The 23055-nt window shown below is 58.2% G+C and carries 19 protein-coding genes; 16 read left to right on the forward strand and 3 right to left on the reverse strand.

Features of this window, described 5'->3' with window-relative positions:
- The 6 genes from infB to QP990_RS03400 all read left to right on the forward strand — a co-directional run.
- A partial coding sequence (infB, locus tag QP990_RS03375) for a translation initiation factor IF-2 (RefSeq protein WP_284798433.1) occupies positions 1 to 2371 on the forward strand: 2371 nt, incomplete at its 5' end.
- 264 nt (positions 2372 to 2635) lie between these two features.
- Positions 2636 to 3079 carry a 30S ribosome-binding factor RbfA gene (gene rbfA, locus QP990_RS03380; RefSeq protein WP_023021335.1) on the forward strand — a complete coding sequence of 148 codons (444 nt, stop codon included), beginning with the start codon at positions 2636 to 2638 and terminating at the stop codon, positions 3077 to 3079.
- Positions 3080 to 4042, forward strand: coding sequence for a bifunctional oligoribonuclease/PAP phosphatase NrnA (locus QP990_RS03385; RefSeq protein WP_284798434.1), 963 nt, complete (start codon positions 3080 to 3082; stop codon positions 4040 to 4042). It begins immediately after the preceding gene.
- Positions 4039 to 5379 carry an MATE family efflux transporter gene (locus QP990_RS03390; RefSeq protein ID WP_284798436.1) on the forward strand — a complete coding sequence of 447 codons (1341 nt, stop codon included), beginning with the start codon at positions 4039 to 4041 and terminating at the stop codon, positions 5377 to 5379. Before QP990_RS03385 ends, QP990_RS03390 begins: the two co-directional genes overlap by 4 nt.
- 84 nt (positions 5380 to 5463) lie before the next feature.
- Positions 5464 to 6276, forward strand: coding sequence for a metallophosphoesterase (locus QP990_RS03395; protein WP_284798437.1), 813 nt, complete (start codon positions 5464 to 5466; stop codon positions 6274 to 6276).
- Positions 6273 to 6947 (forward strand): 4'-phosphopantetheinyl transferase, encoded by a 675-nt coding sequence (locus QP990_RS03400; protein ID WP_284798439.1) that lies wholly within the window; start codon positions 6273 to 6275, stop codon positions 6945 to 6947. The genes QP990_RS03395 and QP990_RS03400 overlap by 4 nt, the downstream gene beginning before the upstream one ends.
- On the opposite strand, the gene truB is transcribed toward QP990_RS03400, so the two are convergent.
- Positions 6944 to 7837 carry a tRNA pseudouridine(55) synthase TruB gene (gene truB / locus QP990_RS03405; RefSeq protein ID WP_284798441.1) on the reverse strand — a complete coding sequence of 298 codons (894 nt, stop codon included), beginning with the start codon at positions 7835 to 7837 and terminating at the stop codon, positions 6944 to 6946. The genes QP990_RS03400 and truB overlap by 4 nt on opposite strands.
- 23 nt (positions 7838 to 7860) lie before the next feature.
- Here truB and QP990_RS03410 point away from each other — a divergent pair, with 23 nt between their 5' ends.
- The 4 genes from QP990_RS03410 (at position 7861) to QP990_RS03425 (ending at position 12647) form a co-directional block, all read left to right on the forward strand.
- Positions 7861 to 8883 carry a bifunctional riboflavin kinase/FAD synthetase gene (locus tag QP990_RS03410; protein ID WP_023021341.1) on the forward strand — a complete coding sequence of 341 codons (1023 nt, stop codon included), beginning with the start codon at positions 7861 to 7863 and terminating at the stop codon, positions 8881 to 8883.
- On the forward strand, positions 8884 to 9816 hold the full coding sequence (locus QP990_RS03415; protein ID WP_023021342.1) for a nucleoside hydrolase: 933 nt from the start codon (positions 8884 to 8886) through the stop codon (positions 9814 to 9816).
- A 170-nt stretch (positions 9817 to 9986) separates the two neighbouring features.
- A complete protein-coding gene (gene rpsO / locus QP990_RS03420; protein ID WP_005278802.1) occupies positions 9987 to 10256 on the forward strand; it encodes a 30S ribosomal protein S15 in 270 nt (89 codons plus the stop codon).
- A 144-nt stretch (positions 10257 to 10400) separates the two neighbouring features.
- Complete coding sequence (locus QP990_RS03425) at positions 10401 to 12647, forward strand: polyribonucleotide nucleotidyltransferase (RefSeq protein WP_284798444.1); 2247 nt, start codon at positions 10401 to 10403, stop codon at positions 12645 to 12647.
- Positions 12648 to 12741: 94 nt separating this feature from the next.
- Here the strand turns inward: QP990_RS03425 and QP990_RS03430 are convergent, their stop codons facing one another.
- Together QP990_RS03430 and QP990_RS03435 are read right to left on the reverse strand one after the other, a co-directional pair.
- On the reverse strand, positions 12742 to 13443 hold the full coding sequence (locus QP990_RS03430) for a hypothetical protein (RefSeq protein WP_200288940.1): 702 nt from the start codon (positions 13441 to 13443) through the stop codon (positions 12742 to 12744).
- Between the two features lie 120 nt (positions 13444 to 13563).
- Complete coding sequence (locus QP990_RS03435) at positions 13564 to 14034, reverse strand: VOC family protein (RefSeq protein ID WP_023021345.1); 471 nt, start codon at positions 14032 to 14034, stop codon at positions 13564 to 13566.
- Between the two features lie 58 nt (positions 14035 to 14092).
- Between QP990_RS03435 and dapB the strand changes: the two genes are divergently transcribed.
- The 6 genes from dapB (at position 14093) to QP990_RS03465 (ending at position 22935) form a co-directional block, all read left to right on the forward strand.
- On the forward strand, positions 14093 to 14839 hold the full coding sequence (gene dapB / locus QP990_RS03440) for a 4-hydroxy-tetrahydrodipicolinate reductase (RefSeq protein ID WP_049361192.1): 747 nt from the start codon (positions 14093 to 14095) through the stop codon (positions 14837 to 14839).
- 3 nt (positions 14840 to 14842) lie between these two features.
- Entirely contained in the window at positions 14843 to 15589 is a 747-nt protein-coding gene (gene thyX / locus QP990_RS03445; protein WP_049361193.1) for an FAD-dependent thymidylate synthase, read from the forward strand.
- Positions 15590 to 15645: 56 nt separating this feature from the next.
- Positions 15646 to 16554: a 4-hydroxy-tetrahydrodipicolinate synthase gene (gene dapA, locus QP990_RS03450; protein WP_034655398.1), complete on the forward strand. Its 909-nt coding sequence runs from the start codon at positions 15646 to 15648 to the stop codon at positions 16552 to 16554.
- 2 nt (positions 16555 to 16556) lie between these two features.
- The gene (locus tag QP990_RS03455) at positions 16557 to 18686 is read left to right on the forward strand and encodes a ribonuclease J (protein ID WP_284798448.1); all 2130 of its coding nucleotides are present in this window, start codon (positions 16557 to 16559) and stop codon (positions 18684 to 18686) included.
- Between the two features lie 57 nt (positions 18687 to 18743).
- Positions 18744 to 19379, forward strand: coding sequence for a TIGR03085 family metal-binding protein (locus tag QP990_RS03460; protein ID WP_239207600.1), 636 nt, complete (start codon positions 18744 to 18746; stop codon positions 19377 to 19379).
- Positions 19380 to 19596: 217 nt separating this feature from the next.
- Entirely contained in the window at positions 19597 to 22935 is a 3339-nt protein-coding gene (locus QP990_RS03465; protein ID WP_396127272.1) for a DNA translocase FtsK 4TM domain-containing protein, read from the forward strand.
- Positions 22936 to 23055 lie beyond the last annotated feature (120 nt).

Genomic DNA, 23055 nt, shown 5'->3' on the forward strand with positions numbered 1-23055 from the left:
GCCCGGCCAGGGCGCGCCTAAGCCCGGCCAGGCTGGTGGCAAGAAGACGGGCGAGCGCCCGACCCCAGGCAATTCCATGCCTCGCCCGATGCCGAAGCCAGGCGGTACCCGCCGCGTAGCCAATAACCCGTTCTCCACGGGCGGCGGCGATAGCCGGCCGGGCCCACGTCCAGGCGGCTCTAAGGGCCCGCGTGGCGGCAATAAGCCAGATAACCGCGGCAAGCGCGGCGGTCAAAACGAGGGCGGAAATAGCCGCCAGGGTGGCGGCGGTCGTCGTCCATCCCCAGCGATGATGCCTTCCCATCCGAACCCTGCATCGATGCCGTCTAAGGCACCGAGCGGTGGTGGACGCGGTGGCCGTGGCCGTGGTGGTCACGGAGGTCCAGGCGGCGGTCGGCCAGGTGGCGGCCGTCCAGGCGGTTTCCGTGGCGGCGGACGCGGCGGACGTCGCGGTGGCACCGCAGGTGCATTCGGCCGTCCAGGTGGCGCTCCACGCAAGGGCAAGAAGTCTAAGCGTCAGAAGCGCCATGAGTACGAAGAGCAGCAGAAGCATGTCGTAGGCGGCGTGCGCTTGCCAGATGGCAAGGGCAAGACCGTCCGCCTGCGTCGTGGCGCTTCCCTTTCGGACTTCGCTGAGAAGATCGGTGCGGATCCAGCAGCACTGGTGCAGGCGCTGTTTAACCTTGGCGAAATGGTGACGGCGACCGCTTCGGTATCGGAAGATACGCTGCAGCTGCTCGGCTCTGAGATTAACTACAACGTCGAGGTCGTCTCCCCTGAGGATGAGGACCGCGAGCTCCTCGAGTCCTTCGACCTGCAGTTCGGTGAGGACGAAGGCGGCGAGGAAGCGCTGGAGAATCGTCCTCCAGTCGTCTCCGTCATGGGTCACGTTGACCACGGTAAGACCCGCCTGCTGGACGCCATCCGCAAGACCAACGAGGGCGCCCGCGAGGAAGGCGGCATCACCCAGGGTATTGGTGCATACCAGACCACGGTAGACGTGGACGGCGAACGCACCATTACCTTCCTGGATACCCCGGGTCACGAGGCCTTTACCGCCATGCGTGCTCGTGGTGCTAAGTCCACCGACTTGGCTATCCTCGTGGTTGCTGCCGATGACGGCGTCATGCCACAGACCGTGGAGGCCATCAACCACGCCAAGGCTGCGGATATTCCGGTAGTCGTGGCAGTCAACAAGGTGGATAAGCCGGAAGCGCAGCCGGACAAGATCCGTGGCCAGCTCACCGAATACGGCTTGGTTCCGGAAGAATACGGCGGCGACACCATGTTCGTGGATATCTCTGCGAAGCAGGGCAAGAACATTGACCAGTTGCTTGAGTCGGTCATCTTGACCGCGGATGCCGCCTTGGAGCTGACCGCTAACCCAGACATGGACGCACAGGGCGTGGCCATTGAGGCGCACCTGGATCGCGGCCGTGGTCCGGTGGCAACGGTCATCGTTCAGCGCGGTACCTTGCACGTTGGTGACTCCATCGTCGTCGGTGATGCGCACGGTCGTGTCCGCCGCATGCTCGATGAGTTTGGCGAAGATGTCGAAGAGGCCGGTCCATCCCGCCCGGTTCAGGTCCAAGGCCTGTCCGGTGTGCCTGGCGCTGGCGATAACCTGCTCGTGGTGGAAGACGACCGCGTTGCCCGCCAGATTGCCAACCAGCGTGACGCCCGCAAGCGCTCTGCCCTGCAGGCCAAGCAGCGCAAGCGCGTCTCCTTGGAGGATCTGGACAAGGTATTGCAGGAGACTTCGACCCTCAACCTCATCCTCAAGGGCGACAATGCCGGTTCCGTCGAGGCACTGGAAGACGCCTTGCTGGATATCAAGACCGAGGACGAAGTCGAGCTCAACATCATCGACCGTGGTGTGGGCGCTGTGACCGAGACCAACGTCTCCCTGGCTGCGGCTTCCGACGCCGTTATCATTGCCTTCAACACTCGTGCGGAAGGCAAGGCGACGGAGATGGCCACCCAAGAGGGCGTGGATATTCGTTACTACACGATCATCTACAAGGCCATCGAAGAGGTCGAGGCTGCGCTTAAGGGCATGCTCAAGCCGATTTACGAGGAACGCGACACCGGTGCGGCCGAGATCCGTGCCCTGTTTAAGTCCTCCGCAGTGGGTACCATCGCCGGCTGCATGGTCACCGAGGGCAAGGTTGTCCGCAACGGCAAGGTTCGCTTGCTGCGCGATAACAACGTCATCACTGCCGACGCCAAGATTGAGTCCCTGCGTCACGAGAAGGACGACGCAACCGAGATCAAGGCCGGCTATGAGTGCGGTATGGTGCTCTCTTACCCGGATATCCAGGTAGGCGACATCATCCAGGCCTACGAAGAGGTCGAGGTTCCGCGCGACTAAATGACGCCGCCGCAAGGCCCACTTCTACACTCACCGTCTCTCCACTGAATGTGCTTCCAGCACACAGGTGGGGAGGATTGGGGAGAGTGGAAGTGGGCCTTTTGCTTTAGCAGCTTGTTTATAGCGATGATTTTGCATGGCCCACTTCGTACCTGTGCAAGCGGTACGGGTTTTCATTGTCCGGTATTGCGCACTAAACTGGTGGTTTCTATACCGGTTGGCGGTAATTTTAAAGATGGATTCTTTTTGAGCTGGGAGGTTCACATGGTTGATCACGCACGCGCAGCGCGTATGGCCAAGCGCATTCAGGAAATCGTGGCAAGCGCCATCGAACGCCAGATTAAGGATCGCCGCCTTGAGCTGGTGACCATCACGGATACTCGAGTCACAGGCGACCTGCACGATGCCACCGTTTTTTATACCGTGCGCGGAAAAGACATTGACTCCGAGCCGGATTTCCAGCAAGCAGAAGAAGCTCTCAAGCGCGCTAAGGGGCAGCTGCGCAAGATTGTAGGAGATCAACTCTCCGTGCGCTTTACCCCGACGCTGACCTTCGAGGTCGATACCGTCCCAGAAGCTTCAGCTCATATGGAAGAACTATTAGCTCGTGCCCGTGCCCGCGACGAGGAGTTGGCGAAGCTGAAGGAAAACGCCCAGCCCGCAGGGGACGCAAACCCATATAAGACCTCCGATGAAGACGAGGCTTAAGTGACTAAAAAGCAATACCAGCCGGCCGTTGCTGCCCTGCAGGATGCCCACAGCATCTGCATTGTCACGCATCTGCGGCCGGACGCCGATGCTATCGGTTCTGCTGCGGCGTTGCTGCTCGCGTTGCGGCAACAGGGCAAAGACGTGTGCGCCGTCGTGGGCCAAGATCGGGAAATCTCCCGGAACTTATACACCATTCCCGGTGCCGAGGACGTCATCGTCAGCCGCGAACTGCCCGAAGGCTACGACCTTTATGTCACCGTTGATTGTGGTTCCTTGGACCGGACGGGATTTTTTGCAGACCACATTGAGCAGCTAGCCCAGCAGGGCCGGGTTCTGTGCATTGACCACCATTCTTCTAATCCAGGATTCGGTGCCATCAATGTGGTGGATACCGAATGTGAATCCACCACCGTGCTCTTGCTGAGCATCCTGGATTCTCTAGAAATTCAAGTTGACCGCCATATCGCGCACTGCCTTTATGCTGGTTTGATGACTGATACCGGCAGCTTCCGCTGGGGTAGGCCGGCAATGCATGATATTGCCACCCGCCTTATGCATTACGATCTCGATACCAAGCAGATCGCCGCTGACCTCTTGGATTCCATCACACCGGACGATCTACAGATGATTGGTAGGGTACTGGCTGGTCTGCGTATTGAGGAAGCAGGGGAGCACACCCTAGGCATCCTTGTCGCGCGAAGGGATGATATCCACGGCCACTCAGATTCGGCCGTGGAGTCACTGGTGGAATTCGTCCGTGCGCTAGAAGGAACCACCATAGGCGTGGTGTTTAAAGAGCAGGCTCCGGAGGTATGGGCGGTATCCTTGCGTTCCTCTCGGATTGATTGCTCCTCCGTTGCGCTTAACTTTGGCGGCGGCGGGCATGTTCCAGCCGCAGGGTATACCGCTCACGGAGCTCCAGAAGAAATCATTAAGGAATTGGTGGCCGCTATTCAATGAGTACAGGGCAGACGGATGGATTGAACACCCAGGATCGCTCCACCGCCGGCACAGTAACCGCACGCGAGGTCTTTGGCCTCGCGTTTCCTGCGCTTGGCGTGCTAGCGGCGATGCCGCTCTATCTTCTGTTGGATACTGCGGTGGTCGGCCGCCTTGGCGCGCAAGAGCTAGCTTCTCTGGCCGCAGCGACCACGATTCACTCCGTGGTGACTACGCAGTTGACATTTTTGTCCTACGGCACGACCGCTCGCTCTGCTCGCCTCTTTGGCTCCGGAAAACGCGAGGCTGCGGTTGCTGAGGGCGTACAAGCTACCTATGTGGCCTTGGGAGTAGGCGGGCTTCTCGCGGTTATCATGTGGATTTTCGGCGGCGTATTTGCTCGTGCTTTAACTGGTGATCCCGCCACGGCTGCCGGAACGGCGTTGTGGCTGCGCATCGCGGCACTTGCCATTCCCGTTACATTGGTGGAAATGGCTGGCAACGGGTGGATGCGCGGAGTCCAAGATACAAAGAAACCGCTGTATTTCACCTTGGCTGGCATGATTCCCGGCGCGATTGCAGTGCCCATCTTTGTCCATTTCTGGGGGCTGGCCGGCTCCGCTATAGCCACGGTACTGGGCATGAGCATTATTGCTGCGCTATTTGTCCGCGAATTACACAAGGAACATACCGGCTCTTGGCACATTCAATGGCATGTAATACGGGAGCAGTTGATTTTGGGCCGCGATCTTATTCTGCGCTCGGCTAGCTTCCAGGTGGCCTTCCTCACCGCCACGGCCGTGGTCTCCCGGGTGGGTACCGCTTCTCTGGCCGGTCACCAGATCATGATGCAGTTGTGGAACTTTATGTCCCTCATCTTGGATTCTTTGGCCATTGCCGCACAATCTTTGACGGGAGCGGCCCTAGGCGCTGGCTCTGCTAAGCATGCACGCGGTGTAGGCAGCAAGGTCGTGTTGTACTCTACGATTTTTTCGGGACTGCTGGCCGCTGTTTTCGCTGCCGGCGCGGGAATTATTCCACGCATCTTTACCTCCGCTCCGGAGGTACTCGATGCCATTGGCCAGCCGTGGTGGATCTTGGTAGCCATGGTCATTGGCGGTGGCGTAGTCTTCGCGCTCGATGGCGTACTGCTTGGCGCCGGCGATGCAGCCTTCTTGCGCACACTGACTATTTCTTCGGTTCTGGAGGGATTTTTGCCAGGCGTCATCTTGGCGCATTTTATGGGCACAGGGTTGACTGGCGTGTGGTGCGGCCTTGCTGCATTCATTGCTTTCCGTATGGTGGGCGTGGTCTACCGGTTCCGATCCATGAAATGGGCCGTAGTACAAGAGAACTAGCTGCGCTAAAGTGGGCGTATTGATATTCGCGGGTGATGCACGTCTCCGTGCAGTGCGCAGTTGTTTGGAAGGCAGGTAGAACCTATGCCAACAGTGTGGGCGGTTTCTGACCTGCATGGTGCGGTAAGCGCCAATAGTGAGCGCATTGCTCAGCTCACGCCGCCAGATCCCGCGGATTGGCTCATCGTGGCTGGAGATGTAGCAGAGCGCACCGATCTCATCATTCGTATTCTGCGCCAGCTCAAAGACCGCTATGCCAGAGTCATCTGGGTGCCTGGCAATCATGAACTTTTCTCGCGCTCACAAGAGCAATATCAAGGCCGAGACAAATACACGCACCTAGTAGATAGGTGTAGGGAAATCGGAGTTATCACTCCCGAAGACCCGTATCCGGTATTCCACGGGACTACTATCGTGCCGCTTTTTACGTTGTATGACTATAGCTTCCGTCCACATGGTCTTAGCGTGGACCAAGCTATTGCAGCGGCACGTGCAAAGCAACTGATGATGACGGATGAGTTCGCCATTGCCCCCTTTGTAGACATTCGGGCGTGGTGCTGGGATAGATTGGCCTATTCCATTAAACGTCTTTCCCGCGTGAATGGTCCTACGGTGCTGGTCAACCATTGGCCGTTGGTGCAAGAGCCGACGATGCTGTTGCGCTTTCCCGAGATTGCCTTATGGTGCGGAACGCGGCATACACGGTCGTGGCCGCGCCGCTATAGCGCCGAATCCGTAATCTATGGACACTTGCACATGCCCTCCCGCATCAATGTGGACGGCGTGGACCACATAGAGACATCGTTGGGGTATCCCCGAGAGTGGCAGGGCCGCGAGACCGCCCAGGCGTGGCCCTATCCGGTACTGCGTTCCTTTGCGGAGGAGGGGACACCATGATGTATCCAGAGCTATTTCCTGACAGTGCGCGATATTGCTATGTGCGCACGGATTCGAGTTACGCGGATTTGGCGAACTTTGAAGACCTTGCGGCTGAAGAAAAGTCTCTCGTTTCTCAGGCAGTTGATGCGCGCAAGGCCGAGTTCGGCGATGCTAGGTGGTGCGCGCACCGAGCCTTGCAGGAATTGGGTGCTAACCCGGCGACGCCGATTTTGCGCGGCGAGCGGGGCATGCCGCTATGGCCAGAAGGCTTTATCGGATCGATGACGCATACTGAGGGAATGCGGGCCGCGGTGGTTGCTCCAACCTCCGCCCTAAAATCTGTGGGCTTGGACGCAGAACCCGCCGAGCCGCTGCCGGATCATGTTCTTGCCATGATTGCCCGAGCCGGGGAGATGCCGCAGCTCTTGCGGCTAAGTAAGGCGGGGATTAACTGCGCAGACCGATTGCTCTTTTGCGCCAAGGAAGCCACGTATAAATCGTGGTTTCCCATGACCTTCCGCTGGCTCGACTTTGATCAAGCTGAAATTGATCTGCGCGAGGATGGCACGCTCATTTCCTATATTTTGGCCCGGCCCACTCCGGTGCCGTTTATCACTGGGCGCTGGGTGATTCGAGATGGCTACGTCATCGTGTCCACATCGGTTCCGGCCCTAGACTTTAGCCATTAAAGGGTAGAAGGCCGTGCGACAAACACGGTGGCTAGGCGCTTGCCCTTTTCCTTGATGAGCGCGACCGCCTGACCATTGGGAGCCACGGCAGCATGCACGCCTTTAAGCCCGCGGGGTTCGAGCCATTTGCCCATAGCTAGAGCCGCCGCCTCATCCTCGGTGACGGATAGAACCGGGAAGCAGCGAGCCAAGGCTTCGTCCAAGCTCAAGGAAAGGCGCGGGGAATCGGCAAGGTCGTCGAGCGAGAGGGCGTCGGCAAGCGTAAAAGGGCCCACCTTTGTGCGGCGCAAAGCAGTAAGGTGCCCGCCTACCTGAAGCGCCTCGCCCAAATCACGGGCCAGGGAGCGGATATAGGTGCCAGAGGAGCAATCTACCGTGACATCTAAGTCGATATAGTCGCCCTCGCGGCGCTGTGCGAGAACGTCGAATGTATCCACCGTTACCGGACGCGCGGGAATGTCTACCTCGTGGCCCTCGCGTACGAGCTCATGGGCGCGGCGGCCATTAATCTTAATGGCTGATACGGCCGCGGGCTTTTGCATGATATCGCCAGTGAGCTTGGTAATTTCAGCGTCAATTGCAGGGCGGTCAACGCCTGCAGCGCCAGCGCCCCAGGAGTATTCCCCCTCGGCGTCATCGGTGGTGGTGGCGGCGCCGAGCCGGATAGTGGCGTCGTAGGACTTAGTGGAGGCAACCATGTGGGCCAAGAACTTGGTGCCCCGCTCCAGGCCAAGGACAAGCACGCCGGTGGCCATGGGATCCAAGGTGCCGGCATGGCCCACCTTTTTGGTGTGAAAATACCTGCGTAGGCGGCCGACAACATCGTGGGAGGTCATACCGGCGGGTTTGTCTACGATGACGAGTCCGGAGTTTGCGAGCGCATCAGTCATAGCCTCTAAGTCTATGCTCTACGATGGTCTGCGTGGATATTTGGTATGGAATCGATGACATCCCTGCGGAATTAGGCCCAACGTCAGTAACAATCGGCGTTTTTGACGGCCTACACCGCGGCCATCAGCAGCTTATCTCCGCCTGTGTGGAGCACGCTCGCGCCAATGGCGAGCGCCCTGTCATGGTGACCTTTGACCCGCACCCGGTGTCGGTATTCTTGCCGGAGCGTGCCCCACTGGCAGTACTCAGCTTTGAGCGCCGGCTGGAATTGGCCGAAGAGCTAGGCATTGATGCCGTGCTTGTCATCGACTTCACCAAAGACCTAGCCGGCGTGGAGCCGCGGCCCTACGTGGAAGAACTGTTGGTGGGAAAGCTCAATGCGCAGCACATAGTGGTGGGGGAGAACTTCACCTTTGGCGCTGGCGCCACCGGAACCGCCCGGGCCATGCAAGATTTTGGTGCCGAGTTTGGCTTTAGCGTAGATATCGTCCCGTTGCTGGATGATGCCGGCGTGCGGATTTGTTCTACCCATATTCGCGAGTGTCTTGCGAACGGGGACATTGAATCCGCTAATTGGGCGCTCGGCCGCCATTTCACCGTGACTGGGCCCGTGGTACGCGGCGCGGGTCGGGGAGGAAAGGAACTGGGATTTCCTACGGCCAATCAGTACTTCCCGGATACGGTGGCCATCCCGGCCGATGGTGTTTATGCAGGGTGGTTTATTGTTCACTCTGACGCTTCCATAGACGGCGACATGCGCCCTGGCGTGGCCTACGCGGCTGCTATTTCCGTGGGCACCAACCCCACTTTTGGTGACGAGGAGCGCTCCATCGAGTCCTTCGTGCTCGACCGCGATGCGGATCTGTATGGATATGAGGCCACGGTGCATTTCGTCGGTCACCTTCGCGATATGGTGAAATTTAATTCCGTGGATGAGCTGCTAGAGGCCATGGCCAATGACGTAGCCAAGGCGCGCCAGGTGCTTGCCGCCGATGCTAAGGCACAAGGCTGGACTGCCAAAGACTATTTCCTACGGGAGAAATAAATGAAGGCCATTCTCGATCTCGATACCGGCATTGATGATGCCTTGGCGCTGGCGTATGCCATAGCCCATCCAGACTTGGAGCTAATCGGTGTGACCTGTACGTACGGCAACGTGACTGTGCCCTTGGCCGTGCGCAATACACTTGCCCTCCTGGAGCTGCTGGGTAAAGGCGATATTCCGGTTTTTGCCGGCCCCAGCCCGGATGGCTTTCGGCCGAGCGAGATTTCTTCTTTTATCCATGGCCGCAACGGCGTAGGCGAGGTCCTCCTGCCGCCGGCAACCGGGCAGGTCCAGTCTCAACCCGCGGCAGAATTCCTCATCCAAGCCGTCCATGAGCATGGCGCTGATTTGGTCATTATTCCTACCGGTCCTTCCACCACGATTGCGGCCGCAATGCGCCAAGACCCCAGTTTTGCCGCGAACGCGCACCTGGTGATGATGGGCGGGGCGCTCACAGTACCTGGAAATGTCACCCCGTGGTCTGAGGCTAATATTTCCCAGGATCCGGAGGCTACCGATTACCTATTCCGCCATGCCGGCGATATCACCATGGTGGGCCTGGATGTCACTTTGCGCACGTTGTTGACTGCGGAGGAATCCGCTCGTTGGCGCGCTTCGGGTACCCGTGCCGGCCGCATCTTCGCGGATATGGTCGATTATTATATTGGTGCCTATGCCACTACGTCGCCGTATTTGGGCGGTTGCGGCCTGCACGATCCACTGGCCGTGGCGGTGGCGGCAGATGCCTCGCTTGTCGACGTCCTTTCGATAAACCTCAAGACCGATACCACCGGCCCTACCCGCGGTCGGACAATCGCAGACGAAACCCGGCTTTCGACACCGGCAACCGCGAAAGTAGCTGTGGGTGTAGATAGCGAGCGCTTTGTGCGGGAGTTTGTAGAACTACTGGAAACCCTCTTTAGCGAGCTCTAGCAAGCCAGACTTAAGGGGCAGGTGGTTTTGATTTTCTGTGTCCGAACGCTGTAAGGTGTTTCTTTGGCTTAGCGACTGCGGTTCACAGCAGTTGCGGCACGTACAAGTCCCGCGCACCGCGCAGGCTTATGCGTCACGATAATGTGGACTGAAATAAAGGAGAAATACTCATGGCTTTGACCACTGAGAAGAAGGCTGAAATCCTCAAGGAGTACGGCCTGCACGAAACCGATACCGGTTCCCCCGAGGCACAGGTTGCCCTGCTGACCTCCCGCATCAATACCTTGACCGAGCACCTGAAGTTCCACAAGCACGATCACCACTCCCGTCGTGGTCTGTTGCTGATGGTTGGTCGCCGTCGTGGCCTGCTGAAGTACCTGGCTGAGAACAATGTCGATCGCTACCGTGATCTGATCTCTCGCTTGGGCCTGCGTCGTTAATTTCGGCTCAGCTTTGGCCCTCTCGCCCCGCCCTTAGGCGGGGCTTTTTGTGGTTTTTCTGTTAGAATTTGACAGCGTTGTCGTAGACAAAATTGACCAGGCGGCACCGACGATCGCCTAAACCACTCAAGGAGACATTTTTTAATGAGCGTTCAGAACTCCGTCGAGTTCAACATTGACGAGGACTTTGGCATTACCGAAGCCATTGCCACGCTAGACAATGGTGACTTTGGTACCCGCACGTTGCGCTTTGAAACCGGCCAGCTAGCCCGCCAGGCAGACGGCTCCGTGACCACCTACTTGGACGATGACACCATGTTGTTGGCCACCACCACCGCTTCTAACCAGCCGCGCGAGGGATTCGACTTCTTCCCCTTGACCGTTGACGTAGAAGAACGAATGTACGCCGCTGGCAAGATTCCGGGCTCCTTCTTCCGCCGAGAGGGACGCCCTTCCTCTGAGGCTATCCTGGCCTGCCGCCTCATCGACCGCCCGCTGCGCCCGACCTTTGTCAAGGGCCTGCGCAATGAGGTCCAGGTTGTCGTCACCGTCATGTCCCAGGATCCGGAAGAGTACTACGACGTCGTTGCCATCAACGGCGCTTCCGCCGCTACCCAGCTGTCTGGCTTGCCCGTCTCTGGTGCTGTAGGCGGCGTCCGCATGGCTCTTATCGCCGACGATAAGCACCCGGAAGGCCAGTGGGTGGCTTTCCCGAACCACGAGCAGCACGAGCGCGCGCTCTTTGAGATGGTTGTTGCCGGCCGCATGGTAAAGAAGGGCCGCAAGGACGACGTGGCCATCATGATGGTCGAGGCCGGTGCCGGCACCAGCGTTGCAGAGCGCATTGCTGAAGGCGCCCCTGCGCCGCAGGAAGCAACCGTCGCTGCAGGCCTGGAAGCAGCCAAGCCATTCATTAAGACCCTGTGTGAGGCCCAGAACGGTCTGGCGGAGCGTACCGCCAAGGAAACTCAGGAATTCCCCCTCTTCCCAGCCTATAGTGATGACGTCTTCGAAGCTGTGGAAAGCGCTGCTACCAAGAAGCTAGAGAAGCTGCTGACTATTCCGGGCAAGCAGGAACGCGACGATGCTACCAATGAATACATGGAGCAGGTCGAAGAAAAGCTCTTGGACCAGTTCGAAGATTTGGATGAGGACAACGCCTCGAAGCAGATCCGTGGCGCGTATAACGCCCTGATGAAGCAGATCGTGCGCCAGAAGATCCTCTCTGAGGGCTTCCGCATTGATGGCCGCGGCGTTACCGATATCCGTGACCTTTCCGTTGAGGTGGATTTGGTGCCACGCGCTCACGGTTCGTCCTTGTTTGAGCGCGGAGAAACTCAGATTTTGGGCGTTACCACGCTAGACATGCTCAAGATGGAGCAGCAGATCGATTCCCTGACCCCAGTGGAATCCAAGCGTTATATGCACCACTACAATTTCCCGCCATACTCCACAGGTGAAACCGGCCGTGTAGGTTCCCCGAAGCGCCGCGAGATTGGTCACGGTGCACTAGCCGAGCGCGCCCTGCTTCCGGTCATCCCCTCCCGCGAGGACTTCCCATACGCCATCCGTCAGGTCTCTGAGGCCTTGGGCTCCAACGGCTCTACCTCCATGGGTTCCGTATGCGCCTCTACCTTGTCCCTCTACAACGCCGGTGTTCCGCTGAAGGCACCCGTAGCCGGCATCGCAATGGGCTTGGTTTCCGGTGAGGTCAACGGTAAGGAGAAGTTCGTCGCCCTGACCGATATCCTCGGTGCCGAGGACGCCTTTGGCGATATGGACTTCAAGGTCGCAGGTACTTCCGAGTACATCACCGCCCTGCAGCTAGACACCAAACTGGATGGTATCCCGTCTAAGGTCTTGGCTCAGGCATTGGAGCAAGCTCGTGATGCCCGCTCTACCATCCTGGAAACCATGGCTGAGGTCATCGATACGCCGGATGAGATGTCTGGCCTCGCCCCGAAGATCACCTCTGTGAAGATCCCGGTCAATAAGATTGGTGAGCTCATTGGGCCAAAGGGCAAGACCATCAACCAGATCACCGAGGAGACCGGCGCAGATGTCTCCATCGAAGATGACGGAACCGTCTATGTTTCCGCTGCTACCGGTGAAGCTGCAGATGCTGCCATCGAAAAGGTCAATTCCATTGCTAACCCGCAGCTGCCGAAGGTAGGAGAGCGCTTCCTAGGCACCGTGGTAAAGACCGTTCCGTTCGGCGCATTCGTTTCCCTGACCCCGGGTCGCGACGGCCTGATTCACATTTCCAACCTGGGTGGCGATGAGCGCATCGAAAAGGTAGAAGATGTCATCAACGTTGGCGATAAGGTTCAGGTAGAAATCGCTGACATCGATAACCGCGGCAAGATTTCCCTGGTTCCGGTTGAGGATTAATCCTCAAGCCTAAAAGGCCCTGAGCTCCAGTTCACCCACTGGAAGTCAGGGCCTTTCTTGATGTTTGCGTACCCCGAGCGGTGATGTCAGAACTTTAATTCTGGAAATCAATCACCACGCGCGATGGTTCTTGCAGAAAAGTCACCGAGTAGGGAGTCTTTTTCTTAAGGCCGATAATGAGCTGGGTTTGTGCCTCAAATGTGGTGGTGTAGTTGATTTCGCTCACCACCCCGGCACCCAGAGTAGTGCCTGGGGACATGTATTTTTCCTTGAGCCCAGGGGTTGAAGGCCATGGCGTTCCCTCAATGCCTAGGTTTAGAAAGGTAGTGCCCTGAACCTCAACTGGCTTGCCGGATGCCTGTTGGGCGGGGGCATCGGTATAGGAGGTAAACCACCCCGGTTCACCTTCGCCCTCCAAGTCGATAACAACGCGCGTAAACCCATCATGAGCTCCCACTCGCACACCCGTGGGGATGAGGTTTCCAAGTCCTTCCGGCATATGTTGTTGGTCCTCGAGCGAGGCTGTGCCCATGCCCGCAAACGCAACTGGGGACGCGACTTGTGGGATTGATTGCTGGCCAGCATCCGCCGCTGAGGTGCTTTGCGGGGCGGAAGTAGTAGGTGCGGCGGTGTTGGTCTCGGCTTCAGCCGTGTCGACAGTTGACTGAACCTCGCTAAGCGCCGGTGAGCTTTGCTGCGTGGAATCCTCTGCGGAACAAGCGGCAAGCGCTAATGCGCAACCTGCGCTGGTGGCTAGGGCGAGAGTGCGAGAGAAAATTGAACGAGACAAGTTCATCACTTCCTTGGTGCTTACCGTGCTATAGCCTCATCCTACTGAGGCTGATGGGGCAGGGGTTAGAAAGTGATGCAATTGTTAAACGTCCTAAGAGGCACGTTGCGGAAGCGGGAAGTAGGCCTACTTCTTTAACTGCACGAGCTGAATAAGGTTTCCCACGGTGTCATCAAAAGCGGCAATGATGGAGGGGCCAACATCGGTGGGCTCCATGGTAAAGTGCACGCCCTTGTCGCTGAGCTCCTTGTATTCGCTTTCTATGTCCGTGGAGAGAAATTGGGTGACCGGAATTCCATCGGCCTTTAGCGCCGCGGCATAGTCTTTTGCTGCGGGGTGGCCTTTCGGCTCGAGAAGTAGCTCGGTGTCTCCCTCGCCATCGGCATTGGTGACGGTAAGCCAGCGGAAATCGCCGTGGGTAACGTCATCCTTAACGCGGAATCCTAGCGTGTTGACATAGAAATCGTGAGCGCGTGCAACGTCATCTACGGGAACGGAAGCGATATATCTGCATGCAGGCCATCCTAGTGATGAAGCTCGGGCACCGTTTAGGAGAACACGTTCTTTGCAGCAGGCGAGGAATTGCGCAGCTATCATGCGCGTTAGGATGGGGAGAAAAGTATTAACGATGTGGCTGAAATAAGGAGAACACACCATGGCTATCAAGGTTGGCGTACTAGGTGCTCACGGGCGCGTGGGTCAAGCAATCGTCGAAGGTGTAAACGCAGAAGATGATCTAGAGCTGGTGGCAGAAATCGACCGCGGTGATGATTTGCAGCAGCTTGTCGACGCCCACGCGGAGGTCATCGTGGACTTTACTCAGCCGGACTCCGTCATGGGAAATCTGGAATTCTGCATTGCCCAAGGCATTCACTGTGTGGTGGGGACCACTGGCTTTGATAAGGAACGCTTGGCGCAGGTAGAGGAGTGGACTAAGCAAGACGGTGCTGGCAATGTCCTGATTGCGCCGAATTTTGCCATCTCCGCTGTGCTCACCATGGTGTTGGCAAAGCAGGCCGCTAAGTTCTTTGAAACTGCAGAGGTCATTGAATTCCACCACCCGACAAAGCTGGATGCGCCGTCCGGTACCGCCATCCATACCGCTGAAGGGATTGCAGCCGCTCGCAAGGAGGCAGGCCTAGGCGAGATGCCGGATGCCACGGAAAAGCAACTGGACGGTGCACGCGGAGCCAATGTCGACGGCATCCCGGTACACGCGGTACGCACTCGCGGCATGGTCGCACACGAAGAGGTTATTTTCGGTGCCCAAGGTCAGTCTCTGACTATTCGCCAAGATTCTTATGACCGTGCGTCCTTTACCCCGGGCGTACTGGTGGGCGTGCGCCAGATTGCGCAACACCCAGGTTTGGTCGTCGGCCTAGATAAGTACTTGGGGCTTTAAGCTATGGCTAAAGCAAGTGAGCTAGACATTCAGCTCATTGCCGCAACGCAATTTCACGCCCCGCGCACTGTGGACTGGACCGCGGATGATTCGGCCTCAGATGGGGAAGCTCTAGTCGAGTTTGCTGGAAGAGCGTGCTACGAGTCTTTTGACAAACCAAATCCCCGCACGGCAACGAATGAAGCCTATCTGCACCACATCATGGAGGTAGGTCATACCGCATTGCTTGAGCATGCCACAGCAACGATGTACATCACGGGGCTGTCGCGTTCGGCGAGCCATGAGCTTGTACGCCACCGGCACTTTTCCTTCTCGCAGCTTTCCCAGCGCTTTGTCCACCCAGATGAAACTGAAGTGGTTTTGCCTAAATTGGTGGCCGAAGACGAGCAGCTTAGCCGGTTGGTCATGCAGGCTGTAGATGAAACTCGCTTTGTCTATGACGAGCTGCTTAGCGCGCTCGAAGAGAAACTGGATGAGCCTAATGCACTCCTGCGTAAAAAGCAGGCTCGCCAGGCGGCCCGTGCCGTGCTTCCCAACGCAACAGAAACCCGCATCGTTGTCACCGGCAATTATCGCGCGTGGCGGCATTTTATCGGTGCACGTGCCGCGGAACAGGCCGATGAAGAGCTGCGCCACGTCGCGGTAGAGTGCTTGAAGTTGCTGCAGAGCAAGGCGCCGGTGCTCTTTAATGACTTCAATATCACCACGTTGGCTGATGGCACCCAGATGGCGGCAAGCCCCTACGCCTAACACGCGCGAGACCCCGATGCGGCTAATTGTTAGCCAAAAGGGTAATCTTGACGCCTATGAGCACAGGTATGACAGCAAAGACTGGCGTCGACACCTTTGGACGCATCGGCGTCGCCATGGTTACCCCGTTTGACCGTGACGGTGCGCTGGACGTTGCAGCAGGTCGTCGCCTAGCGGCTCATCTCGTAGACAATGGCGTTGATTCGCTCATCCTAGGTGGAACCACGGGCGAATCACCGACCACGTCGGTTGAAGAGAAGCTGGAGCTGCTCAAAGCCGTAAAGGAAGAAGTCGGAGACCGCGCAAAGCTATGCGCCGGTGCCGGAACGAATGACACCGCAGCTTCCATCAAGTTGGCCAAGGCCACCGCGGATGCGGGGGCAGATAGCCTATTGGTGGTGACTCCGTACTACTCGAAGCCCTCCCAAAAGGGGGTTTATGAGCACTTCGCCGCAGTCGCGCAAGCCACGGATCTACCAATCTGTGTCTATGACATTCCTGGCCGCTCGGGCATCCCAGTGGCGCCGGATACCCTCCGCCGCCTTGCGGATTTGCCGAATATCCAAGCCGTGAAGGACGCCAAGGGCGACCTTCCTGCGGCCGCAGAACTGATCCAAGAAACCGGTCTGGCCTGGTATTCCGGTGATGATCCGATTAACCTGCCGTGGCTTTCCCTCGGCGCTTCTGGTTTCATCTCCGTCATCGGCCATGTTGTGCCGCGTGCCTTGGCAGAACTTTATGAAGCTTTCGACGCGAGCGATATGGCCCGCGCCCGAGAAATCAATACCACAACGCTCCTTCCGCTTACCCGGGCACAAGCACGGTTGGGCGGAGCGACGTTTGCAAAGGAAGCCCTGCGCCTGCAGGGCATCGAAGTTGGCGATACCCGTCTTCCTATTACCGCTGCGAGCGAGGAGGAACGCGAGGTACTTCGCCGTGATCTGGAACAATCTGGAGCCCTTTAAGAATGAATGAACCCCGTAACCGTTCCCGCAAGGTGACCCGCAAGGCGGGCCCACCGGCGGAAAACGAAACCGCCTCCAACGAGGCGGCTTCGCCAGTTTTCCAAGCCCCAGCTACTGATGCTGGCAATTCCGCACAGGATAAGCCGGCTAAGGGCGATAAGGACAACTCTGGCAAAAAGAATTCTTCCGATAACCACCATGATGGCGGCGGTAACAACCGCCGCTCCCGTTCCCGTGGTAGCCGCGGCCGTGGCCGTGGTGGTAACGGCAACGCCAATAACCATGGTGGAAATAATAACCATGGCGGCAACAACAAAAATGGCAACGGTAAGGGCCGCGGCCGCAATAACCGTGGTCGCCGCAACGTGCCCAAGTCGATGCAGGGTGCGGATCTAACCAAGCGTTTGCCAGAGCCACCAAAGCAGCCGAAGGATGCACTCCGCATTTATGCTTTGGGCGGAATCTCGGAGATCGGTCGCAATATGACCGTCTTCGAGTACGGTGATGACCTCCTCATCATTGACTGCGGTGTGCTCTTCCCGTCTTCCGGTGAGCCGGGCGTGGATCTTATCCTGCCTGACTTTGGCCCCATCGAGAAGAAGATCCACAAGGTCAAGGCCCTCGTCGTTACTCACGCGCACGAGGATCACATCGGAGCTATTCCGTGGCTGCTGAAGCTGCGCCCGGATATCCCTATTGTTGCTTCCCGCTTTACCATCGCGCTCATTGCCGCGAAGTGTAAGGAACATCGTCAGAAGCCGAAGTTCGTCGAGGTTAATGAAAAATCCGACGTGACTTATGGACCATTCCGGGTTCGCTTCTGGGCAGTTAACCACTCCGTACCGGACGCCTTGGGCATCATGTTGGGAACCCCAGCGGGCAATATCATCCATACCGGTGATATCAAGCTGGATCAGACCCCACTGGATAATCGTCCAACCGATCTGCCAGCCCTGTCTCGTTACGGTGATGAGGGCGTTGACCTCATGTTGTGTGATTCCACCAATGCCACCGTGCCTGGTGTATCTGCATCTGAGGGTGATATCCCCGCCAATTTTAAGCGTCTCGTTGCCGGCGCGAAGCAGCGCGTTATCTTGGCTTCCTTCGCATCCAACGTCTACCGCGTGCAGGCTGCTATCGACGCTGCCGTGGCAAATGGCCGCAAGGTGGCTTTCAACGGCCGTTCGATGATGCGCAACATGGAAATCGCGGAAAAGATGGGCTTTTTGAAGGTCCCTCGCGGCACCATTATCCCCATTGATGAGGCTGCCAAGATGGCTCCGCACAAGACCATGCTCATCACCACCGGTACGCAGGGTGAGCCAATGGCCGCTCTATCGCGCATGGCTCGTCGCGAGCACCGCCAAATTACCGTACGTGATGGCGATACCATCATCTTCTCCTCCTCGCTTATCCCGGGCAATGAGGAAGCGGTCTACGGCGTGATTAATATGCTGTCTCAGATTGGCGCTAATGTCATTACTAACCAAGACGTCAAGGTGCACGCCTCGGGCCACGGTTATGCCGGTGAGCTGCTGTTCCTGTACAACGCAGCGCGCCCGCGCAACGCTATGCCGGTGCACGGCGAGTGGCGCCACCTACGTGCCAATAAGGAACTGGCCATTTCCACCGGTGTGGACCGCGATCGTACGGTGCTGGCGCAAAACGGCGTCGTCGTGGATCTGCGCAAGGGCCGCGCCGAGGTTGTAGGCCAGATGCAGGTGGGCAACCTCTACGTCGATGGTGTGTCCATGGGCGATGTGGATGCCGATACCTTGGCCGACCGCACCAACCTGGGAACTGGTGGCGTGGTATCTATCACGTGCGTGATCGATAACCGCACCTCGCGCCTATTGGAGCACCCAACGGTATCTACCACAGGCTTTTCCGATGATGACCGCGGCATCGTGCCGGAGGTCGCAGAAATGGTGGAAAACACCATGAATGATCTCGCCGCAGAGGGCGAGAACGATACCTACCGCATGGTGCAGAAACTGCGCAGCAAGGTATCTAAACTTATGGATTCGAAGTACAAGCGCGAGCCGGTCATTCTGCCGACCATCGTGCCGACCAACTCCGGCCCATTGGTTACCGATGATGAAGACGTAGATGCTTCTCGTGAGTCCCTGTAAATAGCAGGGTTCTTCGTATAAAGGCAGACGCAGCCCCAGCATGCCAGCTAGCTCGGTATGCTGGGGCTTATGTCGTTTTCTTCTGCTGAGCGCGCCAAAATGGTCGCGCTATTTCATAAGCTTGGTCCTGATGCCCCTACTTTGTGCGAGGGTTGGACTACCCGTGACCTAGCCGTACATCTGTGGGTGCGGGAAAATCGCCCCGATGCAGCCGCTGGACTTTTTGTCAAGGCATTGTCCGGCCACCTTGAAAAGGAATCGCGGAAGGTTGCTGAACGCGACTTTGATGAGCTCGTTGATGACTGGGGGAGGGGACCGGCTACCTATAACCCCGTTCGTTTCGTGGATGCACAGCAAAACTTTGTAGAGCATTTTGTTCACCACGAGGACATTCGCCGGGCTAATGGCATGGGTCCGCGAGATTTCTCGGCACGAATCAAACAGCAGATGCATAGCTACCTGAAGCTCTTAGCTAAGGTGGCCCTGCGAAACTCGACTCGCCCGGTCATTATGCAGCCCGAAGGATTACCGCGCATTGTCGCCGCGGATAAGCACGGCGTGGCGGATAAGGGAGATGCCGTAGTCCGAGTATCGGGGGAGGTAGGCGAACTGATTCTGTGGTCCTTTGGACGTGACGCTGCCGAAGTCACGCTCGAGGGAGATGCCAAAGCCGCCGTGCGGTCAAGGCTCTAACCTTGAATTAGCGCTATTATCGCAATCGTCATACGTCGTTGGAGGTGTGACTTTAGATTATGACCCTAGGCCTCGGGGGAAACGCGTGTGGCTAATGTGATTTATGGGGTGGCCCGGTTAAGGTAGAGGCATGTCTGTCAAAAATGCCTCTTCGCGCGGGACGCGCCGAAAGACGAATCGTTCACGGCCATCTGGCCGCAGCCGGTCCGGTGCTGGCATGCCGGAAACCTTGGCTATGACGTCCTCGCATCGGCGTGCTGCAGCGACCTCACAGGAGCGCACCGGTAGTGCGTTCCGGGCCGTCGGCAAGGGCTTGGGCGCAGTGTTTGGTGCCACGGCGCGCGGCATGGGAAACATGGCGCGAGGTGTAAGCCATGGAATGGCCGGGCTGAAGCCGAGCGAAGATGTATATGACACTGAGGAGTACGAGACGACAAGGGAGCCGGAAGAAATTTCTGCACGCGGGGAGAATAAAAAGAAAAGCAAGGTTACTCGTGCCAATGATGTAGCAGCGGAAGAACACCCTTCGACCATGGAATTGGGTGAGTCTGAGTCGCGCGGCATTCAGGTGAAAAATCCCGATGCGGTGGCGCTCGTACTCATAGGTATTTCCATCGTGCTCGCGGCTACGGTCTGGTTCGGCGTCGCTGGCCAAGTAGGTGCCTGGGTGGGCAATATCGTGCGCTATGTCATTGGTGCGGGCGCATGGGTGCTGCCAGTGGCCTTAGTGGCTTTGGCCATTGCCTTGATGATGGATATCTCCGGCCCGGCGGGGCATTTTAAGCCGCGCATTGTGGGCGGAATTAGCGTCATTGTATTGGCCATGCTCAGCTTGATCCATATCTTTGCTGGCACCCCTGAACTTGGTTTTACCCCGGAAAGTGCCGGTGGCGCGGGCGGAGTAATCGGCTATGCCATTGGTGGCCTGTTGGAGACTGCCTTTACCTCCTTCGTTGCAGTGCCGTTGCTTTTCCTCGTCATTATCTACGGCGCCCTATTGGTCACCGGAATCACCATCCGCGAGGCCTATGAGCTGGTGGCCGATGCCATCGCTGCAGCTTTCTCTCGCTTTGGCGGTGCGGATGAAGATTATTACGAAGACGAAGGCGATGACCTCTATGGACACGTCACCGGCGATATCGATGATATTGCGGAAGGGCGTGAGCGCAGCACCCGCCCAGCTCGACCTGCTGCCAAGCGCCGAACCTCTGAACGCGGTGGAAGCCTGCGCGCTTTCCGAGGCCGCACTGAAGGCTCCGCTCCGCGTGGTTCCTCTTATCCCACAGAGTCCCCCGCTGCGGCGGAGGAGGACGAAGCAACCCGTACCTTTAGCGCGCCAACGCGTGGCGGCTTTCAGTCCGTGTCCACTCCGGCGGAGAAGCCAGTTTCGCGCGATATTGAGGATACCGATGAGATTCCAGTCGTAGAAGATCCTGCTGCGTCTTCGCCGGCACAGCCAGACTCCGAAGATTCGGAGCCGACCCGCGTTCTGGGCACCGCTCGCCAGCGCTCCGCATTTGACTCTGCTCGCTCTGCTTCAGCAGCGGGTACCGCCGCCGGTTCCGCTGTGGGATCGGCTGCGGGGGCAGCCGCTGGCGCTGCGGGAGCTGCAGGGGCGGCACGTGGCGCAGCTAAGGCTGCAAGTGCCGGTGCTGCCGGAGCCGCTGGAGCCGCGGTAGCAGGTGCTGCCGCAGGTGCCGCTGGGTCCGCTGCACAAGGAGGCGCGGATGCAGCATCGTCCGCGCACGAGAAGGCTCGCCAGCTCTTCCGTGAACGTTCTGGACGCGATGCAACGACCGGCGCGCAGGTGGATAGCTCTGAACCGACGGCCGAACCAGGAGCGGGAACGGGTAGTGCCGGTGCGCCCGCGCCAGCTGAGGCGCCCGCTGCCGCGCCCGCCGCACAGTTTGGCAACGAGAATTACGCGGTTCCTTCTACGGATTTGTTGACTCCGGGAACCCCAGCCAAGGAGCGCACGGAGATTAATGACCGCATTATCGAGGCCATTACTGATGTCTTTGAAGAGTTCAAGGTGGATGCGCAAGTCACCGGTTTCAGCCGTGGTCCAACAGTGACCCGTTATGAAATCGAGCTGGGGCCAGGCGTCAAGGTATCCAAGATTACGAATTTGCAGTCCAATCTCGCCTACGCCGTAGCCACGGACAACCTGCGCTTGCTGACGCCTATCCCCGGCAAGTCAGCTGTTGGCATTGAGGTTCCCAACCCAGACCGCGAGATGGTACACCTGCGTGAGGTGCTTGATGCGCCCAGCATGACCAGCTCTCCTGACCCGATGCTTATTGGATTGGGCAAGGATATCGAAGGCGAGTACACCTCGTTCTCGGTACAAAAGATGCCACACTTGCTGGTCGCCGGTGCTACCGGTTCCGGTAAGTCCGCTTTCGTCAACTCCATGTTGGTCTCGCTGCTAACCCGGGCCACCCCTGAGCAGGTTCGCCTCATCCTGGTGGACCCGAAGATGGTGGAACTTACCCCGTACGAGGGCATTCCGCACCTGATCACGCCCATCATTACCCAGCCGAAGAAGGCCGCAGCAGCCCTGCAATGGCTGGTGGAGGAGATGGAGCAGCGCTACATGGATATGAAGGCTGCTCGCGTGCGCAAGATTGAGGACTATAACCGCAAGGTGGTCTCCGGCGAATACCAGGCACCGGCAGGTTCCGAACGCGAGGTTCGCCAGTACCCGTACATCGTCTGCGTCGTCGATGAGCTGGCAGACCTGATGATGACCGCACCGAAGGAGATTGAAGACTCCATTGTCCGCATCACTCAGAAGGCGCGTGCCGCTGGTATTCACCTAGTACTGGCAACCCAGCGCCCGTCCGTGGATGTGGTCACCGGTCTGATTAAGACCAACGTTCCATCGCGTTTGGCCTTCGCAACGTCCTCGCTGACGGACTCGCGCGTCATCTTGGACCAAGGTGGTGCTGAAAAGCTTATTGGCATGGGCGATGGCCTCTTTATCCCGCAGGGCAAGCGTCCAGTGCGTATGCAGGGCGCATTCGTCTCGGATGATGAAGTCATGGCGGTTGTCGATGCCGCCAAGTCGCAGGCCGCGCCGAACTACACCGAGGGCGTGACTGAAGAGAAGCAATCCGAGGCCAAGCAGGAAATCGATGAGGAAATTGGCAAGGACATGGACGACCTCCTCGAGGCCGTCGAGCTGGTGGTCACCGCCCAGTTGGGCTCGACCTCGATGCTGCAGCGCAAGCTGCGCATCGGTTTTGCCAAGGCCGGTCGTCTCATGGACCTGATGGAATCTCGTGGCGTCGTCGGACCGTCCGAGGGCTCCAAGGCTCGCGAGGTCCTAGTGAAGCCGGAAGAGCTCGATACCATCATCTGGATGATCAAGGGCGCCGACCCTGCCGAAGCTCCGAAGGAGATTCAGGAGGAGATGCAACAGCAGGAGCAGGATGATGCCGCCGCTACTTCCGATGCCGACTCTTCTCCAAGCTCCGATTCTTCCCCGCAGGGCGACGCCGAGGACACACGTACCGTCCAGGCAACGTATAACCCTTCGACAGGTGCCTTCTAACATCGTGTAGAGTTGGACGGGTCTTGGAGGGGAGTACCCCATCCTTCGGCACCGATCGTCAGCACGGAAGCGTTATGCTCCCGGTCGTGCCGGCCGGGCTGCAGCTATCTAGCCGGGCGG

This window comes from Corynebacterium sp. MSK071 (assembly GCF_030232125.1).
Classification (GTDB): domain Bacteria; phylum Actinomycetota; class Actinomycetes; order Mycobacteriales; family Mycobacteriaceae; genus Corynebacterium; species Corynebacterium kefirresidentii.

Coding starts and splice junctions, on each gene's coding strand:
- QP990_RS03400 (WP_284798439.1), top strand. CDS start 6,273: ATGATGTATCCAGAGCTATTTCCTGACAGTGCGCGATATTGCTATGTG.
- thyX (WP_049361193.1), top strand. CDS start 14,843: ATGGCTAAAGCAAGTGAGCTAGACATTCAGCTCATTGCCGCAACGCAA.
- QP990_RS03390 (WP_284798436.1), top strand. CDS start 4,039: ATGAGTACAGGGCAGACGGATGGATTGAACACCCAGGATCGCTCCACC.
- QP990_RS03395 (WP_284798437.1), top strand. CDS start 5,464: ATGCCAACAGTGTGGGCGGTTTCTGACCTGCATGGTGCGGTAAGCGCC.
- QP990_RS03465 (WP_396127272.1), top strand. CDS start 19,597: ATGCCGGAAACCTTGGCTATGACGTCCTCGCATCGGCGTGCTGCAGCG.
- QP990_RS03410 (WP_023021341.1), top strand. CDS start 7,861: ATGGTCTGCGTGGATATTTGGTATGGAATCGATGACATCCCTGCGGAA.
- QP990_RS03455 (WP_284798448.1), top strand. CDS start 16,557: ATGAATGAACCCCGTAACCGTTCCCGCAAGGTGACCCGCAAGGCGGGC.
- rbfA (WP_023021335.1), top strand. CDS start 2,636: ATGGTTGATCACGCACGCGCAGCGCGTATGGCCAAGCGCATTCAGGAA.
- truB (WP_284798441.1), bottom strand. CDS start 7,837: ATGACTGATGCGCTCGCAAACTCCGGACTCGTCATCGTAGACAAACCC.
- QP990_RS03415 (WP_023021342.1), top strand. CDS start 8,884: ATGAAGGCCATTCTCGATCTCGATACCGGCATTGATGATGCCTTGGCG.
- QP990_RS03430 (WP_200288940.1), bottom strand. CDS start 13,443: ATGAACTTGTCTCGTTCAATTTTCTCTCGCACTCTCGCCCTAGCCACC.
- rpsO (WP_005278802.1), top strand. CDS start 9,987: ATGGCTTTGACCACTGAGAAGAAGGCTGAAATCCTCAAGGAGTACGGC.
- dapB (WP_049361192.1), top strand. CDS start 14,093: ATGGCTATCAAGGTTGGCGTACTAGGTGCTCACGGGCGCGTGGGTCAA.
- QP990_RS03435 (WP_023021345.1), bottom strand. CDS start 14,034: ATGATAGCTGCGCAATTCCTCGCCTGCTGCAAAGAACGTGTTCTCCTA.
- QP990_RS03460 (WP_239207600.1), top strand. CDS start 18,744: ATGCTGGGGCTTATGTCGTTTTCTTCTGCTGAGCGCGCCAAAATGGTC.
- QP990_RS03425 (WP_284798444.1), top strand. CDS start 10,401: ATGAGCGTTCAGAACTCCGTCGAGTTCAACATTGACGAGGACTTTGGC.
- dapA (WP_034655398.1), top strand. CDS start 15,646: ATGAGCACAGGTATGACAGCAAAGACTGGCGTCGACACCTTTGGACGC.